This window comes from Halomonas sp. TH-94 (genome assembly GCF_057473365.1).
The window spans coordinates 1-16,617 of the sequence record NZ_JBYCKL010000022.1; the positions used below are offsets into that span (position 1 = coordinate 1).

General features: G+C 65.0%; 18 protein-coding genes. 10 read left to right on the top strand and 8 right to left on the bottom strand.

Features of this window, described 5'->3' with window-relative positions:
• Window positions 1-46: 46 nt before the first annotated feature.
• The 3 genes from AC2VNO_RS03865 to AC2VNO_RS03875 all read right to left on the bottom strand — a co-directional run bounded on the left by AC2VNO_RS03865 (window position 47) and on the right by AC2VNO_RS03875 (window position 2,706).
• Window positions 47-817, bottom strand: a complete 771-nt coding sequence (locus AC2VNO_RS03865; protein WP_234254450.1) for an ABC transporter ATP-binding protein — start codon at window positions 815-817, stop codon at window positions 47-49.
• A gap of 232 nt (window positions 818-1,049) precedes the next feature.
• Window positions 1,050-2,039 carry a succinylglutamate desuccinylase gene (locus AC2VNO_RS03870; RefSeq protein WP_486932903.1) on the bottom strand — a complete coding sequence of 330 codons (990 nt, stop codon included), beginning with the start codon at window positions 2,037-2,039 and terminating at the stop codon, window positions 1,050-1,052.
• 121 nt (window positions 2,040-2,160) lie between these two features.
• A complete protein-coding gene (locus AC2VNO_RS03875; protein ID WP_486932904.1) occupies window positions 2,161-2,706 on the bottom strand; it encodes a lipocalin family protein in 546 nt (181 codons plus the stop codon).
• Between the two features lie 97 nt (window positions 2,707-2,803).
• Between AC2VNO_RS03875 and AC2VNO_RS03880 the strand changes: the two genes are divergently transcribed.
• The gene (locus AC2VNO_RS03880; RefSeq protein WP_486932905.1) at window positions 2,804-3,703 is read left to right on the top strand and encodes a class I SAM-dependent methyltransferase; all 900 of its coding nucleotides are present in this window, start codon (window positions 2,804-2,806) and stop codon (window positions 3,701-3,703) included.
• 77 nt (window positions 3,704-3,780) lie between these two features.
• Here AC2VNO_RS03880 and AC2VNO_RS03885 read toward each other — a convergent pair whose 3' ends face one another.
• The 3 genes from AC2VNO_RS03885 to AC2VNO_RS03895 all read right to left on the bottom strand — a co-directional run bounded on the left by AC2VNO_RS03885 (window position 3,781) and on the right by AC2VNO_RS03895 (window position 6,845).
• Window positions 3,781-4,623, bottom strand: a complete 843-nt coding sequence (locus tag AC2VNO_RS03885; protein ID WP_486932906.1) for a PRC-barrel domain-containing protein — start codon at window positions 4,621-4,623, stop codon at window positions 3,781-3,783.
• Window positions 4,624-4,866: 243 nt separating this feature from the next.
• Window positions 4,867-5,940: a tartrate dehydrogenase gene (locus AC2VNO_RS03890; RefSeq protein ID WP_486932907.1), complete on the bottom strand. Its 1,074-nt coding sequence runs from the start codon at window positions 5,938-5,940 to the stop codon at window positions 4,867-4,869.
• A 23-nt stretch (window positions 5,941-5,963) separates the two neighbouring features.
• Window positions 5,964-6,845, bottom strand: coding sequence for an alpha/beta fold hydrolase (locus AC2VNO_RS03895; RefSeq protein WP_486932908.1), 882 nt, complete (start codon window positions 6,843-6,845; stop codon window positions 5,964-5,966).
• Between the two features lie 104 nt (window positions 6,846-6,949).
• On the opposite strand from AC2VNO_RS03895, the gene AC2VNO_RS03900 reads away from it, so the two are divergent.
• On the top strand, window positions 6,950-7,873 hold the full coding sequence (locus AC2VNO_RS03900; RefSeq protein ID WP_486932909.1) for a LysR family transcriptional regulator: 924 nt from the start codon (window positions 6,950-6,952) through the stop codon (window positions 7,871-7,873).
• A gap of 8 nt (window positions 7,874-7,881) precedes the next feature.
• Here AC2VNO_RS03900 and AC2VNO_RS03905 read toward each other — a convergent pair whose 3' ends face one another.
• Window positions 7,882-8,577 carry a TVP38/TMEM64 family protein gene (locus AC2VNO_RS03905; RefSeq protein ID WP_486932910.1) on the bottom strand — a complete coding sequence of 232 codons (696 nt, stop codon included), beginning with the start codon at window positions 8,575-8,577 and terminating at the stop codon, window positions 7,882-7,884.
• A 69-nt stretch (window positions 8,578-8,646) separates the two neighbouring features.
• Window positions 8,647-9,675 (bottom strand): LacI family DNA-binding transcriptional regulator, encoded by a 1,029-nt coding sequence (locus AC2VNO_RS03910; RefSeq protein ID WP_486932911.1) that lies wholly within the window; start codon window positions 9,673-9,675, stop codon window positions 8,647-8,649.
• 68 nt (window positions 9,676-9,743) lie between these two features.
• On the opposite strand from AC2VNO_RS03910, the gene ltnD reads away from it, so the two are divergent.
• The 8 genes from ltnD to AC2VNO_RS03950 all read left to right on the top strand — a co-directional run.
• Window positions 9,744-10,772, top strand: coding sequence for an L-threonate dehydrogenase (ltnD, locus tag AC2VNO_RS03915; protein WP_486932912.1), 1,029 nt, complete (start codon window positions 9,744-9,746; stop codon window positions 10,770-10,772).
• Between the two features lie 2 nt (window positions 10,773-10,774).
• On the top strand, window positions 10,775-12,097 hold the full coding sequence (gene otnK / locus AC2VNO_RS03920) for a 3-oxo-tetronate kinase (protein ID WP_486932913.1): 1,323 nt from the start codon (window positions 10,775-10,777) through the stop codon (window positions 12,095-12,097).
• Window positions 12,094-12,741 (top strand): 3-oxo-tetronate 4-phosphate decarboxylase, encoded by a 648-nt coding sequence (otnC, locus tag AC2VNO_RS03925; RefSeq protein ID WP_486932914.1) that lies wholly within the window; start codon window positions 12,094-12,096, stop codon window positions 12,739-12,741. Before otnK ends, otnC begins: the two co-directional genes overlap by 4 nt.
• A gap of 52 nt (window positions 12,742-12,793) precedes the next feature.
• A complete protein-coding gene (otnI, locus tag AC2VNO_RS03930; RefSeq protein WP_486932915.1) occupies window positions 12,794-13,588 on the top strand; it encodes a 2-oxo-tetronate isomerase in 795 nt (264 codons plus the stop codon).
• Window positions 13,589-13,660: 72 nt separating this feature from the next.
• The gene (gene denD / locus AC2VNO_RS03935) at window positions 13,661-14,626 is read left to right on the top strand and encodes a D-erythronate dehydrogenase (protein ID WP_486932916.1); all 966 of its coding nucleotides are present in this window, start codon (window positions 13,661-13,663) and stop codon (window positions 14,624-14,626) included.
• A gap of 67 nt (window positions 14,627-14,693) precedes the next feature.
• Window positions 14,694-15,704, top strand: coding sequence for a TRAP transporter substrate-binding protein (locus tag AC2VNO_RS03940; RefSeq protein WP_486932917.1), 1,011 nt, complete (start codon window positions 14,694-14,696; stop codon window positions 15,702-15,704).
• Between the two features lie 62 nt (window positions 15,705-15,766).
• On the top strand, window positions 15,767-16,354 hold the full coding sequence (locus tag AC2VNO_RS03945; RefSeq protein WP_486932918.1) for a TRAP transporter small permease: 588 nt from the start codon (window positions 15,767-15,769) through the stop codon (window positions 16,352-16,354).
• Window positions 16,351-16,617 (top strand): TRAP transporter large permease subunit (locus AC2VNO_RS03950; RefSeq protein WP_486932919.1); only part of this gene is annotated, 267 nt, incomplete at its 3' end. The genes AC2VNO_RS03945 and AC2VNO_RS03950, both read left to right, overlap by 4 nt.

Below are 16,617 nucleotides of genomic sequence, written 5' to 3' on the forward strand. Positions count from 1 at the left end.
CAGCAGTCGCGGCCCGTAGCCATGTAGATCGATCATGCGGGAACCCTCAATACTTCGGCGCCAGGAACTGCTTGAGCCGGGGTGAGGTGGGATTGACCAGTACCTCCTGGGGCGGGCCGGCTTCTTCGACGAGGCCCTGGTGCAGGTAGATGACCTGGCTGGAGACGTCGCGGGCGAAGCCCATCTCATGGGTCACCACCACCATCGTGCGGCCTTCCTCGGCCAGGTCGCGCATTACCTTGAGCACGTCGCCGACCAGCTCCGGGTCGAGCGCCGAGGTGGGCTCGTCGAACAGCATCACTTCGGGATCCATGGCCAGCGCCCGGGCAATGGCGCCGCGCTGCTGCTGGCCGCCGGACATCTGCGCCGGATAGGCGTCCGCCCGGGCGGTCAGGCCGACCCGCTCGAGCAGGGCGCGGGCGTGCTCGAGGGCCTCTTTCTTGGATTTACCGAGCACGTGAACCGGGGCCTCGATGATGTTCTCCAGCAGCGTCATGTGCGACCACAGGTTGAAGCTCTGGAACACCATGGAAAGCCGCGCGCGCATGCGCACCACCTGCTTCCAGTCGGCGGGTTCGCGACCGTGTTTGGTGTGCTTGAAGCGGATTTCCTCGCCATGCACGATCAGGTCGCCTTCGTCGGGCTGCTCCAGCAGGTTCATGCAGCGCAGGAAGGTGCTCTTGCCGGAGCCGGAGGCTCCTATCAGGGTGATCACGTCGCCCTTTCTGGCCTCGAGGGAGAGGCCCTTGAGGACTTCGGTGTCGCCGAAGCGCTTCTTGATGTTGCGCACTTCGAGTGGGATCGGGGTATCGGCCATGGGACGGGCTCCAGGTCAGGACGGGTCGCCGCTAGCGACGGGCCGGTTCAATCGGCAGGCACGAAAAAAGGGGCGATTCTAACAGGCCTGGAGGCTTTGGGCAGAGCGTTCGCATTGCCGCGACATGGTTCGTGGGTCGATGTGATGGGTGTGACGATGCATGGGAGACTCCTGGTTATTGTTGTGAAGCAGTCAATCTTGCGGTATTTCGGCTTGTCTCGGGCCGGCACCCTCAATCGGGCGGCGTAGCCGGCCGGGCCAGCAGCGCGGCGCGTGCGCCGAGCTCCACCGCCGCGTTGGGAAACACCACGCTGAGCGGTTCGTCGCCGACGACGAAGTCCCCCGCCTCGGCATCCTCGGCGAGGCGTGTGCCGGGCGGAAACTCAGTGAAGTTGGGCGTGTCGTCGGCGAAGCACAGGCGGAAGTCGGCGGACCGACGCATCAGCTCATGGGCCACGCGGAAGAACTTCATGCGTGACGGGGCAGCGCCATTCGGTTCGCGGCCCTCCAGCAGGGCATCGAGCAGCCGGGCCATGGGGGCCAACGGAGCCAGATCGTTGTGGCCGAACGGCAGCGCGCGCCCCAGCTCCAGGGTGAAGGCCTGGGCCTGATGGTAATGTTTGGAATAGTGGGAAAAGGTCCAGCTGTGCTGATGCTGGTGCAGCACCGCCTGGATATCCGCCGCGGCGAGCCAGTGCCACTGTTCGTGGCGGGTCGTGATGGCGTCGGTATAGGGCTCTACCACGAAGCGTGGGAAGCGGCTGTCACGAATCGCCGTGTGCAGATCGTAGTGAAGCCGCTTGAGGTTGGACTGACGAGCGAAGAAGTCATCCACGACCGCCATCAGTTCTCGCGCGCGATCCGGCTCCATACCGGTCTCGTTCAGGTCGCGGCGAAACAGGCGATTGAGGTTGGTGGAGACGAAACGCTTGGCCATGCGGATCGCTTCCAGGTTGCCAAGCACGACAAGCACCGGTGCGCCAAGCGTCGACAGCCCCGCTTCGAGACGAGCCAGACACTCACCCAGCAGCTCGATGGGGGCGGTCTCGTTGCCATGAATGCCTACGGAAAGGATGCAGGCTCGCGCTTCGTCGCGGACGACGTCGGGAGTCAGTTCGACAATACCCGCTGCATGCAAGGTATAGGTGCCGCCGGGAAGCACGCCGCTGAGCGTCTTGGGGGCTGCGTCTTCCAGGCTGAGTTCGATCCATTCCGACAGCATGGTGGGTCCGGGAGGTGGTGAATACGATGAGAAATCCTTGGCCACCATCCTGTGACCAAGGTGATATCACAAGCCCCCGGGTCGGGCTGGTGAAAGCTCGGGTGCGATATTGAAACTGGCCTCAACGCCAGCGTTCACAGCGCTCGCCCTGCTCGACCCGAAGGAACTCGTTCACTGGAAAGGCCATGCGCTCGGCACGTTCGACCAGGTTGGCGTGGAGATCGGGGTCGAGCTCAGGTTCGCGAGACAGTATCCACAAATAGTCTCTGCTGGGGCCCGACACCAGCGCCCAGCCATAGTCCTCATCCAAGGCGAGAACGTTATAGCCGCTATAGAAGGGGCCGAAGAAGCTCACCTTGAGGTGCCCAACGCTCTCGTCTCTGACGAAGTAGGCGCGGCCTTCGGCTTCGTCCACTTCGCCCGTCTCCAGATTGACGCCGCGATTGACGACGCGCACTCCGCCATCCTCCCGCATGGTGTACTCGGCGGTTACGCAGTCCAGGCCGCGCTCGAAGGAGTGGTCGAAGCGGGCGATCTCGTACCATTGGCCCAGATAGCGCTCCAGTTCGAAGCCAGACACCGGCTGCGTGCCCTTGGGGGAGCCGGTACAGGCAACCAACAGCAGGCAGCCGATGATGGGAGCGGTCCTGCCAATAGATTTACTCATGCTGTCTCCGACATGGATGACGACCTTTGGCCAATGGGGGCGGGCGCGAGCGCAGCCTAAGCTGGCATCCTCTCATTTTGACGGCGAGGAGCCCGCCATGCCACCCGCTCACACCGATGACACGCAAGACCATTCCCGGCGACTGACTGAGCATTACGATGCGGCAAGCGCGCTTGAGGGGCGCGTCCTGATGGCCAGGTTGCGCGAAGCGTTTCAGAGCGCCGGATGCGACCCCGAGCGTTTGAGTGTCGATGATGTGGCTGGGATCGACCAGCTCCATCTGGGGGGGCGCAGTGCCAGCCGTTGTCTGGCGGCCCTGGGGGGGCTGCAGGGCGGCGAACGCGTGCTCGATGTCGGCTGTGGCACTGGCGGGGCCAGCCGCCTGCTTGCCGCTGAATACGGCTGTCAGGTGATTGGGGTCGACATCACGGCGGCCTTCGTCGAGGTGGCGGCCTGGCTGAGCAGGGCGACCGGCCTTGCCGAGCGCACACAGTTCATTTGCGCCGACGCCGCCAGCGTTCCGTTGGGCGAGGCTAGCTGCGATGTCGTGTGGTGCCAACACGCGTTGATGAACATGCCTCACGTGCCGAAAGTACTGGCGGAGTGGCAGCGACTGCTGGCGCCCGGTGGGAGAGTGCTCCTGCACGAGGTCGTGGCAGGCGATAACCCGGAGCCGCTTGCCCTGCCCGTTCCTTGGGCGCGAACGGCCGCCACCAGCCATCTTCGCAGCCGCGAGCAGCTCGAACGTGCCATGGCGCTGTGCGGATTCGAAGCGCGGCGAATCACCGACGTGACCGACACGGCATTGGCTTGGCGGCAGGCTCATGGCCAGCGTGAGAGTGCCCAGAGCGTAACGCCTGTGGATACGCCCCAACGGCCCGGCCCGGCACTGATATTCGGCACGGATTTCGTCCGTATGGGACGCAACCTGCGTGACAATCTCGCGATGGGCAAGGTGCGGGTGCTGCAGGGAGAGTGGCAGAGTCTGCGCGATTAGTAGCGGCTCTCGCGCATGAAAAAGGCACGGACAAGCCGTGCCTTTCATTTGGCGGTTAGCCGCAAGATCGAGTTCGATCAATCCACGCGATTGATTTCGATCTGCTCGTCACCGTCGAGCTCTTCGTAGTCGTCGTCATCGAACTCATCGGTAGAGCGTTCGCCGCTCTGCGACTGCAGTACGACCTCACCTTCGGAACGAATCTCCAGATTCTCGATCGGATAGGCCATTTCATCCTCGCCGAAGCCGAGGAAGCCGCCTTCGGTGACGATCACGTAGGTATCTTGGCTTTCGATATGACGTACCACGCGATCGATGTCGCCGAGCTCCTCGCCGTCCTGATTGACGACATCGCGGTTCTCCAGCTCGCTGACTTCGATGCTTTCGCGATTGGCTTGATCCTGACCATCTTCATCACGCTGGTCGTCGGCGTCCTCATCGTCCGCTTGACGAATCTCGGCGCTGGCATCCTCGGCCTCTTCGACCTGAACGTCCGCTTCGCCTTCCTGCTCGATGGTCACATTGGGCTCGGCCTGGTCCACCTGTACGTCGGGATCGGGCTGCTCGATGGTCACATCGGGCGCTTGCTGTTCCACCGTGACTTCGGGCGGTTCCTGCTCGACTTCTATCTCGGCCGGCTCCTGGTCGACCTGTACGTCGGTCTCGCCTGCCTGAACGTTGGCAGTGGCATTGTCGTCGGCGTTGTCTAAGCCGTCGTCATTACCGTTGTCGTCGTCGCCATAAGGCTGCTGGCCTTGGCCCTGTGGGTCGAAGCCGGTTTCGCCGGACTCGCCCGCTTGCTCTTGCTCCTCGACGCCTTGCTGCTCGCCCAGCTGTGCCTCTTCTTCCTGGGCCATGACGCCGTAGCTGAGACCCGTGCTCAGGGCGCCTACTGCGATGGCGATTGCTGTCCTTTTCATGCCGTTCCTCCTTTAATTACGCTTTGCCCTTACGAGCTTGCACTTTCAGGCTAGTCGACTTCGAAGCTACCGAGGCCGCCGGTTACCGTCTGGTAACCAAAACGGTGCAAGAACTCACCCTGGAATATTTCTGTTTCATTCGAAGCGGTTCTGGTGCCGGTTTAGGCATAGTTTGGTAAAGCAAACAAGCCGGCCATTGCTGAGGCCGGCCCTGAGATCGGTGCGAAGCCCAGGCTCGACGCTTCACTTTACAAGGCGTTCGGCGATGGCTTTGCCCAGCGTCTCGGTGGTGCCCCGGCCGCCGACATCCGGCGTCAGCACGCTCGGGTCGGCTTGTGCCAACACCGCTTCGAAGGCGTCGATGATGGCCTCGGCGCCTTCCTTGTGGCCCAGATGCTCAAGCATCATCGCGCCGGACCAGATCTGGCCGATGGGATTGGCGATGCCCTTGCCGGCGATATCCGGTGCGCTGCCGTGAACCGGCTCGAACAGGCTGGGGAACCTGCCCTCCGGATTGATGTTGGCCGAGGGCGCCACACCGATGGTGCCGGTGCAGGCCGGGCCCAGGTCGGAGAGGATGTCGCCGAACAGGTTGCTCGCCACCACTACGTCGAACCAGTCGGGGTGCATGACGAAGTTGGCGGTGAGAATGTCGATGTGGAACTTGTCGACGTTGACTTCGGGATAGTGGCTCGACATCGCCACCACTCGCTCGTCCCACCACGGCATGGTGATGGCGATGCCGTTGGACTTGGTAGCCGAGGTGAGCTTCTTCCGCGGCCGGCTCTGGGCCAGGTCGAAGGCGAACTTCAGCACCCGGTCGGTGCCGTAGCGGGTCATCACCGTCTCCTGAATCACCACCTCGCGCTCGGTGCCCTCGAACATCTTGCCGCCGACGCTGGAGTACTCGCCCTCGGTATTCTCGCGCACGACATAGAAGTCGATATCGCCGGGCTTGCGGTCAGCCAGCGGGCTCTTGATGCCGGGCAGCAGCTTACATGGGCGAAGATTGATGTACTGATCGAACTGGCGGCGGAACTGCAGCAGCGAACCCCACAGCGAGATATGGTCCGGCACCGTGTCGGGCCAGCCCACCGCGCCGTAGAAGATGGCGTCGAAATCCTTGAGCTGCTCGAACCAGTCGTCGGGCATCATCTGGCCGTGCTTTTCGTAGTAGTCGCAGCAGGCGAAGTCGAAGTGGGTCAGCTCGAGGTCGATGCCAAAGCGCTGGGCGGCGGCTTCGAGCACGCGCAGGCCTTCCGGCATCACTTCGTTGCCGATGCCGTCGCCGGGAATGACGGCGATGCGATGAGTCATGGTGGCTCCTCCTGGGTTGAGAATCAGTCGTGGGTCATGAAACGCGTGAGGCGGTCGAGCAGCACTCCCGGCGCCTCTTCGGGAATGTAGTGGCCGCAGGGCAAAGACTCGCCCTCCACCCGCTCGGCCACGGCGCGCCACTCCGCCAGTGGGTCGAAGCAGCGCTCGATGATGCCGTGCTCGCCCCACAGCACACTGACGGGGCAGGTAATACGGCGACCCGCATCGCGATCGGCGCGGTCGTGTTCAAGATCGATGCCGTTGCTGGCACGGTAGTCCTCACACAGGGCGTGGGCCGCCCCGGGCTGGGCCAGGCAGCGCTGGTACTCGGCGATGGCCGCCGGATCGAAGGCGTCGAGGCTGGCGTGTCGTCCGCCCATGGTGCGGGTGATGTAATCGGTGGGCGAGGCCTCGATCAGGGTTTCGGGCAGCGGTGAGGGCTGGATCAGAAAGAACCAGTGAAAGTAGGCGGTGGCGAAAGTGCGATCGGTCTGCTCGTACATGGCAAGCGTGGGGGCGATATCGAGCAGCATCAATTTTTCCACCGCCGCGGGGTGGTCCATCGCCAGGCGGTGGGCGACCCGTCCGCCGCGGTCGTGACCGCAGAGGAAGAAGCGCTCGAAGCCCAGTTCGCGCATTACGGCGACCTGATCTTCGGCCATGGCACGCTTGCTGTAATTGGCGTGATCGGGTTTGCCGGGCGGCTTGGAGGAGTCGCCGTAGCCGCGCAGATCGGTAGTCACCACGGTGAAGCGGCGTGCCAGCGGTTCGACCAAGCGGTGCCAGATCACGTGGGTCTGTGGGTGGCCGTGCAGTAACAGCAGGGGCGGACCCGAGCCGCCGATGCGACCGTGGATGCGTATCCCGTCATGGGCGATGTCGAATGTGCGGAACCCCTCGAACATGGGTGCTTCCTCCGAATCTTTGTCTGCACCCAGTCTAGTCCTTGGCTCGATGGGAATAATCAGGCTGAATGGAAAGGTATTGTTGAACGACAGTGGAGAGTGGTGTGGCACAGCTCGACGATCTCGCCTTCTTTCAGCAGTTGGCTCGGGCGGGCAGCCTGACGGGTACGGCACGCGAGCTGGGCCTGTCGCTGTCGGCGGTGAGCAAGCGACTCAAGCAGCTCGAAGCACGGCTAGGCGTTGAGCTGGCCAGCCGCACCACGCGCCGGCTCAGCCTGACAGCGGAAGGTGAGCGCTACCTGGCGCGGGGCTCCGCCATCCTCGAAGAGCTCGCCGAGCTGGAGGAGGCATTGAGCGAGCAGCGGGCGGCGCTCTCGGGTCCGCTCAAGGTGAATGCTACCTTCGGCTTTGGCCGACGCCACGTGGCGCCGATGCTGTCGCAGTTTTGTGCGCTTCATCCTGGGGTCGAAGCCTTGCTGGAGCTGTCCAACTTCCCCCTGAGCTTGGGGGAGCAGGGGTTCGATATCGGCATCAGGGTGGGCGAGCCGCCCGATTCACGGCTGGTGGCGCGACGCCTCCTGGCCAATCGTCGCGTGCTGTGCGCCGCTCCCAATTACGTGGCGCGCATGGCGCCGTTGACGGTACCGGCCGATCTCGCCGCGCACCCTTGCCTGGTTCTGCGAGAGAACGACAGCGACTATGGGGTATGGCGGTTTCACCATCGGGGGGAGAGGCAATCAGAGCAGACGGTGAAGGTCGGTGGCCTGCTCTCCAGCAACGATGGCGAGGTGATCGTGCAACTGGCCCTGGAGGGGCACGGCATAGTGCTGCGTTCCTGGTGGGACATTCACCGCTATCTCGCGAGCGGCCGGCTGGTCGAACTGCTGCCGGATTGGCAAGGCGTGCGTGCCGACTTCCATGTCGTCTATCTTCAGCGGCGCCACGTGCCGGCGCGCATTCGCGCTTTCGTGGCGTTTCTCGAAACTCACCTGCCGGGCAGGATACCCCCCATGCCTCGGGTGGAATAGGCGGGGACTCATGAGCGGCGGCGCTGCTGGCGGGCATTGGCATAGCGCTTCAGCCCATAGAGCAGCGCCAGGCCCGCGGCGATACCGCCGGCCGCCCAAGCCAGCTCGCGGCGGTCCTCGGCGGTCAGTAGCGTGCCGAGCTGGGTGCTGAGCAGGATGATGCCGGCCAGCCCCGGGGTGGCTCCCACCAGCGTACCCAGCATGTAGTCGCGAAAACGGATGTGAAAGGCGCCGGCGAGCAGGTTGGTAAGAGTGAAGGGAGCCAGGGGCAGTAGATTGAGGATGGTCATGGTGCGCACGCCGCGTCCGGCCAGGTAACGCGACATCTTTTTTACTGGAGTGCCGCCGTAACGTACCAGCGCATCGTGCCCGAGCCAGCGGCCCAGCCAGAAGGTGGCGATGGAGCCGACGAGGGTACCGATCAGCGAATAGACGAATCCCCACCAGGGGCCGAACAGCAGGCCGGCCAGCACCACCAGCACGCTCAACGGGAACAGGGTCAGCGAGGCGGCAAGAAAAGTCGCCACCACAACGGCGCCGGCCCAGGGGGCATCGCGCCAGGCCAGCGTTCCCTGCAGCATCAGGAATAGCGTGTTGGCATCGAACATGTCGCGGCTGGCCAGCCACTGCCACAGCAATACCAGCAATCCCAGCAGCAAGAACGCAAGCGTTAGGACGAGGGGAAGAAGAACCTTGCGGGACATGGAGCGCGGCCTGCATGGGGGCATGGCTTCAGCATAGATGTGCCGTTAACTTTGACCAAGTGGGCACATTCAGGTGCTCTCACCTACCAGCAGTTCGAAGCCGACATCGTGCTGACGACGCTGAAGGCGCTGACCCTCGAGGCGGCGTATCACCTCCGTGGCGGCAAGCTCCCCCATGGCCTGCCGCGGCGAGCGGATGGTGGTCAAGCGCGGGGTGACGTGCTGACCCAATGGCAGTCCATTGAATCCGGCGATGGCCAGCTCCCGCGGCACGTCGAGGCCCAGCCGCTGCGCGTGCAGCAGGGCCCCGGTGGCCAGATCGTCGTTGGCGAAGTGGATGGCGTCGATATCCGGGTACTCGGCGAGCGCCTGCTGCAGCCCCAATGCGCCGGCGTCGAGGCCGCCCTGGGCGAGTTCGAGCAGTGGCGCGCCGAGGCCGGCCTGCTCGAGTACTTCGTGGTGGCCCGAGTAGCGCATGCCGGCGCGATAGTCGCTGGCCATGCGGGCGCCGACGAAGAGTACGCGACGGTGGCCCCGCTCTAGCAGATGTCGCGCCATGCAGCGACCGGCTTCGGTATGGTCCAATCCCACGTTCAGATCCAGGGCCTCGCCCAGTTCCATGACCTCCATGATCGGCTTGTCCCAATGCTCCAGCAGGCTGCGGCAGGCATCGCTGTGACGCAGGCCGGCGGTCACCAGCGCCGAGCAGGACCAGCCGAGGAAGGTTCGAATCAACTGATACTCGCGTTCGACGTCGTAATCGGTGTTGCCCAGCAGGATCTGGTAGCCCTTGGCTTCGAAGGCCTCCTGCAACCCTTGGATCACCTCGATGAAGACGCTGTTGGCGAGAGAGGGCACGATCACGGCGATGAAGCGCGAGCGCGACGAGGCCAGGCTGCCTGCCACCAGATTGGGCACGTATCCCAGGCGCTCCACTGCGGCGAGTACGCGTTCACGGGTCCTTTCGTTGACCTGCTGCGGCGCGTTGAGGGCGCGCGATACCGTAATCGCCGAAACCCCCGCAGCAGCGGCCACTTGCTTTAGCGTGGGCTGTTCCGAACCGCGCCGTCGGCGTGATGAAGGCTCTTCGTTAGACATTGGTCGTATCCTTCTGGGGTCGCCTTGTCGCCGAGTGATGAATCGACTAAAACGATGTTAGCGCTATCATGATAGCGCTAACATTTTGGCTTCGGCCACTGAAAACCGTCAACGAAACATGCTGCGCGCCGCAGGCGGGGGCGAGTAGGGCGAACGGGAGAGCGGCGGTGAGCGAGGATACGGCAACACCCAGGGTGGGCGTCATCGGCCTCGGCGCCATGGGGCTGGGCACGGCCACGGCGCTGCATGAGAGCGGCCTGACGGTGATTGGCTGCGACGTTGCCGAGCCGGCCCGGCGCGCTTTCGAAGACGTCGGCGGGCACTGCGTGGATACCCCGGTCGCGCTCGCTGCGCAATGCGATGTGGTCCTGGTGGTGGTGGTCAATTCCACCCAGGTCGAACAGGTGCTGTTCGGCGAAAAGGGGCTGGTCGAGGCCCTGGCGCCCGGCACGCTGGTGATGCAGTGCGCCACCGTGGCGCCGAGCCTGGCCGAGCGGCTGGGGTCGCGGCTGGCCGAGCGCGGCCTGCTGATGCTTGACGCGCCGCTCAGCGGCGGAGCGGCCAAGGCGCGTGCGGGGCGGCTCTCGATCATGGCCTCCGGTAGCGCTGCGGCCTTCGACAAGGCGGCTCCGGTGCTCGATGCCATGGCCGAAACCGTGCATCGGCTGGGCGATACGCCGGGGGTCGGTTCGAGCATGAAGCTGGTCAATCAGCTGCTGGCCGGCGTGCATATCGCCGCCGCGGCGGAGGCCGTGGCGCTGGGAGTGCGCATGGGGCTGGAGCCGCGTCGCGTCTACGAGGTGATCACCCATTCCGCCGGCAACTCCTGGATGTTCGAGAATCGTGTGCCGCATATCCTGGCGGGCGACTACACCCCGCTCTCGGCAGTGGACATCTTCGTCAAGGATCTCAACATCGTGCACGACACCGGCCGCGAGCTGGCCATGCCCACGCCCATCGCCGCCAGCGCCCTGCAGCAGTTCACCGCCGCCAAGGGGGCCGGCTTCGGTCGCGAGGACGACTCGGCGGTAATCAAGGTCTACCAGCGTCTCAGCGGCATCGCCTTGCCCGAGGCGGCCAACGACGGAGGGCCTTGAGCATGGCGATCGTGCTGGGGGCCATTGCCGACGACTTCACCGGAGCCACCGACCTGGCCAACAATCTGGTGCGTGGAGGCATGCAGTGCGTGCAGCTGATCGGCGTGCCCGAGCGTCCCCTGGCCGAGCTGGTCGAGGGAGCGGAGCAGATCGATGCGGTGATAATCGCGCTGAAGTCGCGCTCCTGTCCGGTGCCCGAGGCGCTGCGCGACTCGCTGCATGCGCTCGAGTGGCTGTGCGCCGAGCGCGCGCAGCAGATCTTCTTCAAATACTGCTCCACCTTCGACTCGACCGACAGGGGCAATATCGGGCCCGTGAGCGAACTCTTGTTGCAGCGCCTGGATGCGGCCTGCACGGTGATGGTGCCGGCTTTTCCGGTCAATGGTCGCACCGTGTATCAGGGCCATCTCTTTGTCGGCGATCGTCTGCTCAACGAGAGTGGCATGCAGCATCATCCCCTGACCCCCATGCGCGATGCCGATCTGGTGCGGGTGCTGGCTCGGCAAAGTGAGTCATCGGTCGGTCTGTTGGCCTGGCATGAGGTTCAGCAAGGGCCTCAGGCCGTTCGCGCGCGCATCGATGCGCTGGCATCGCGGGGCGTGCGGCAGGTGGTCTGTGACGCCTTGAACGAGGCCGACCTGGACATCATCGCCGAGGCGGTCGTCGACCTGCCGTTGGTCACGGGAGGTTCCGGGCTGGGGCAAGCCCTGCCAGCGCAGTACAGTCGCCGCGGCTGGCTGGCCGACGTTGCCGAAGCGGGGACGTTGCTGCCTGCCTCGGGTGGCGCCCTGGTACTTTCGGGAAGCTGTTCACGCGCTACCCTGGCGCAGATCGAGACCTTCCTCAAGCGCCATACCGGCTTTCGCCTCGACCCGCTGGCCTTGGCTGAGGGTGACGACCATCTGGAAGAGGCGCTGGCGTTCGCCCGGGAGCGTCTCGCCGAAGGCGAACCGGTGTTGATCTACGCCTCGGCGCCTGCCGAACGGGTCAGGCGATTCCAGGCGGCGCTCGGCCGCGACCATGCGGGAGAGTTGGTAGAGCATGCGCTGGGCTGGCTGGCGGTGGCGCTGGTCGAGGAGGGCGTGGGGCGCCTGGTCGTTGCCGGCGGCGAAAGCGCCGGGGCCGTGGTGTCGGCGCTGGGCGTGCGGGCCCTGCGTATCGGCGAGCAGATCGACCCCGGCGTGCCCTGGACTCAGGCCACTCTGGCCTGCCGCCAGGCGCCGCTGTCGCTGGCGCTGAAGTCGGGCAACTTCGGTGGTGAGGATTTCTTCCTGCGCGCCTTCCAATCACTGCCTACCGTCGAAGACAGTGGAGTTGGAGCATGAGCGACACTGCCTGCCATCGCCTGCGCGAGCAGATTGCTACGCTCGGCAAGTCGCTCTTCGACCGCGGCCTGACCATGGGCTCGAGCGGCAACATCAGCGTACGCCTGGAGGATGGCGGTTGGCTGATGACACCGACCAACGCCTGTCTGGGCCGGCTCGATCCGGCGCGCATCTCGCACCTCGACCGCGACGGTCGTCTGCTCGACGGCGACGCGCCGACCAAGGAGAGCTTCCTGCACCGGGCCATGTACGACGAGCGGCCTCAGTCAGGCGCCATCGTGCACCTGCATTCGACACATTCGGTAGCGGTCTCCTGCCTGCCCGACATCGACCCCTGCGACTGCATACCGCCGCTCACCGCCTATTACGTGATGCGCGTGGGTCGCCTGCCTCTGGTGCCCTACCACGTGCCGGGCGACCCCGGACTGGGCGACGCGGTGCGCGGTCTGGCAGGCAAGCACAGCGCCGTGCTGCTGGCCAATCATGGCCCGGTGGTGGCGGGCAAGGACCTGGAAACGGCGGTCTATGCCACCGAAGAGCTCGAGGAGACCGCCAAGCTCTACCTGCTGCTGCGCGGACAGAATCCGCGTGGGCTGACGCCCGAGCAGGTCGCCCAACTCGAAGCGCGCTTTCCGCGCGACTGACTCTCACCGCCATGCGATCCAAGAACGCAATGACGCCAACGAGACACGAATCATGATCCGACTGGCCGCCAACCTGACCCTGCTGTTCACCGAGCACGATTTCATCGATCGCTTCCATGCGGCCGCGGCGGCGGGCTTTCGCGGCGTGGAGTGTCAATTCCCCTACGACCACGAGCCGCAGCAGCTGGCGAGCGCGCTGCGTGAAGCCGAGGTCGAGCAGGCGCTTTTCAATTTGCCGCCGGGCGACTGGGCCGCCGGTGAGCGCGGTCTGGCCAGCCTGCCAGGGCGCGAGGCGGAATTTCGCGACGGTGTGGTCGAGGCGCTGCGCTATGCCGAGGCGTTGAACTGTCCGCGGCTCCACGTCATGGCCGGGCTACTGCCGGTCGGCGCCGATGCCGAGACGATAGCGCGACATCACGCCTGCTACGTCAGCAATCTGCGTTTCGCCGCCGCCGAGGCAGCCAAGGTAGGACGCCAACTGCTGATCGAGCCGATCAATACCCGCGATGTGCCGGGCTACTTCCTTTCGCGCCAGGCTCAGGCCATGGCGGTGCTCGAGCAGGTCGGAGCCGACAACCTCCGACTGCAGTTCGATCTCTATCACTGCCAGATCATGGAGGGTGACTTGATTCGTCACCTGGAGCGTCAGCTTGCCGCCATTGGCCATATCCAGATCGCCGGCGTGCCCGAGCGCCACGAGCCGGATGTCGGTGAGGTGCACTATCCCGCCATCTTTCAGCGCCTGGAACAGCTCGGCTACCGCGGCTGGATCGGCTGCGAGTATCGGCCCGCGGCGGTCACCCGGGAGGGGCTTGGCTGGGGGCGCGACTACGGGCTGACGACCTGAGCGGTCGCCGTGCGTTCTTCGGGGAACGCGACAACTACAAAGACAACGAACATCGATAACAGGACACGCGACATGCACATCGTCATCACCGGCGGCGCCGGCTTCCTCGGCCAGCGCCTGGCCGCCCACCTGCTGGCGCGGGGCGAGCTAAGGGGCGAGAGTATCCAGCGCCTCACCCTGGTCGACCAGGTCGAACCCCCGCGCATGCCCAGCGACAGGATCGACGTCGTGGGGCTGGCGCTGGACATTACCGAGCCCGAGGCGCTGGCCGCGGTACTCGATGCGCGTCCTCAGGTCATCTATCACCTCGCTGCGGTGGTCAGCAGCGCCGCCGAGGCCGACCTGGAGCTGGGCATGGCCGTCAATTTCGATGCCACGCGGGCACTGCTAGAAGGCTGTCGTCAACGCGGGCTCGCCGCCACTCGGCTGGTCATGGCCAGCTCGGTGGCGGCCTACGGCGGCGAGCTGCCGGCGGTGCTCGACGACATGACCGCGCTGCAGCCGCAAAACTCCTATGGCACCCAGAAGGCGATGTGCGAGCTGCTGATCAATGACTACAGCCGCCGCGGCCTGGTCGATGGCTGCGTGCTGCGACTGCCGACCATCATCGTGCGCCCGGGGCGCCCCAACGCCGCTGCTTCCAGCTTCGCCTCGAGCATCCTGCGCGAGCCGCTCAACGGCGAGGGGGCCATCTGTCCCGTGGCCACCTCGCTGGCCCTGTTCGTGATGTCACCGGCCAAGGTGATCGAGGCGCTGGTGCACGGTGCCGAAGTGCCGAGCGAGGCGCTCGCTCCGTTTCGTGCCTTCATGCTGCCGGGAATCACGGTCAGCGTCGCCGAGATGCTCGAGACCCTGCGTGAGGTAGCCGGCGACGCGGCGCTGGCACGGGTACGCCATGAACCTGACCCGCGCATCGAGGCGATCGTCGCAAGCTGGCCCGCGCGCTTCGATACCCACCGGGCCCGGGAGCTGGGTTTCACCGGCGACCGGAGCCTGCGCGATATCGTCACGGCGTTCATCGAGGAGCGTAGCCCGTAGCGAGCACACAGCGGCCCGGCAGGCCGCTCATGCCAACCAAGGTGTTTCACGACGAGAGGTAACAACGATGAAAACAACAATCAAAAAGCAGTTTGGACGCCACGCGCTCACCGTCGCCATCGGCGGCATTGCCGCCACTGCCCTGGTCGCCCATGTTCAGGCCGCCCAGGAGGTCAGCCTGGGCCATACGCTCTCTTCCACCTCCCACTACGCCGTTGGCGCCCAGGCCTTCAAGGAGACACTCGAAGCGCTCAGCGACGGCGCCTTCACGGTGAACGAGTATGCTTCGGGTGCGCTGGGCGGCGAGCGCGAGATGATCGAAGGACTGCAGATCGGCACCGTCGACGTAGTCATCACCTCCACCGGTCCGCTCGGCAATTTCGTGGCGGAAACCTACGTGCTCGACCTGCCGTTCCTGTTCGAGAGCTACGAACAGGCACGCTGCGTGCTCGACAGCGAGCTGGGTGACGAGCTGCTGGAAAAGATGAGCCAGCACGACCTGGTTGGCCTGGCCTGGTCGGAAAATGGTTTTCGTCACCTCACCAACAGCCGGCGCGAGGTGGCCAGCCCCGGCGATGCCGAAGGGCTGAGGGTGCGCACGATGGAGAACGAGGTGCACCAGGAGGCGTTCCGCCAACTGGGTGCGCGGCCCACGCCGATGGCTTTCCCGGAACTGTTCACCGCGCTGCAGCAGGGCGTGGTGGACGGCCAGGAGAACCCCATCACCGTGATCGTCGCCACCAATTTCTGGGAAGTGCAGGATTATCTCTCGCTCACCGGGCACGTCTATTCACCCGCTGCCGTGCTGGGCTCGCCGCTGCTGCTCGACGGGCTCAGCGACGAGGAGCGCGAATGGTTCCACGAAGCGGCTCGTGCGTCGGCCGAGGCGACCCGCGGCGAGGTGTCGCGTCTCGAGGAGGAGGGGGTGGCGCTGCTGCGCGACAACGGCATGACGGTCAATACCGAGATCGACATCGGCCCCTTCCAGCAGGCCGTGGAGCCGGCCTACGAGATCTTCACCGGGCAGCACGGCAGCGAGATGCTGGAGAGAGTGCAGGAGAAGGCGGCCAGCTGCTGAGGACGCACCCCAACCGTGCCCCTGGCATCTGCCGGGGGCACGCCTGAAGGAATCGTGAGCCCATGGTGGATCTCTTTCTCCGCTTCGAGCGTCAGCTGACGCGCCTGGCCATGGTGCTGGCGGTGGCCATGCTGGTGGTGTCGGTGTCGTTCAGTTTCTATCAGGTACTGACCCGCTTCGTTTTCAATGCCCCCACGACCTGGTCGGAGGTGGCGGCGCGAACGGCGATGATCTGGTGCGTTTTCATGGCCGCGGCCGCGACCTTCCGCGGTGGCTACATGATGGCCGTGGAGGCGATCTACAAGGTGGTGCCGCAGCGTCTGCTGCTGGTACTCGAGGTGGCCATCGTGCTGTGCTGCCTGCTGGTGCTGGCGGTGCTGGTCCACTACGGCATCCTCATGACCCGGCGCGTTGCCAACCAGACCATGTCGGGCATGAACATCTCCATGGCCTATGCCTATGCCGCCATTCCTCTCGGCGCCGGCTTCGCCATCGTCTCCGTTTTCGCCAGGCTGCTGGCCCAACTGACCGGTCGCGAGCCGGTGGGGCCCGATCTGGACGAAGGCTCGCCCGACGTGGAGCTACACGACCTGCGCCAGACGATGTCGGAGAGCGCCGACGACATCGACCGGGGAGGGCCGCGCTCATGAACCTGGTCATCGGCCTGTCGCTGATCATCCTGTTCGCTTTCGGCGTGCCGATTGCCGTATCGATCATGCTGGCCTCGATCATCGGCATCGAATTCTTCACCCGACTGCCGCTGTTGCTGGTACCGCAGCAGATGTTCATCGGCATCGACAAGTTTCCGCTGATGGCAATTCCGTTCTTCATTCTCGCCGGCAACCTGATGGCCGCCGGCGGGATTTCCCAGCGCCTGGTGGATCTGGCCAAGTCCATCGTCGGCGGCGTGCAG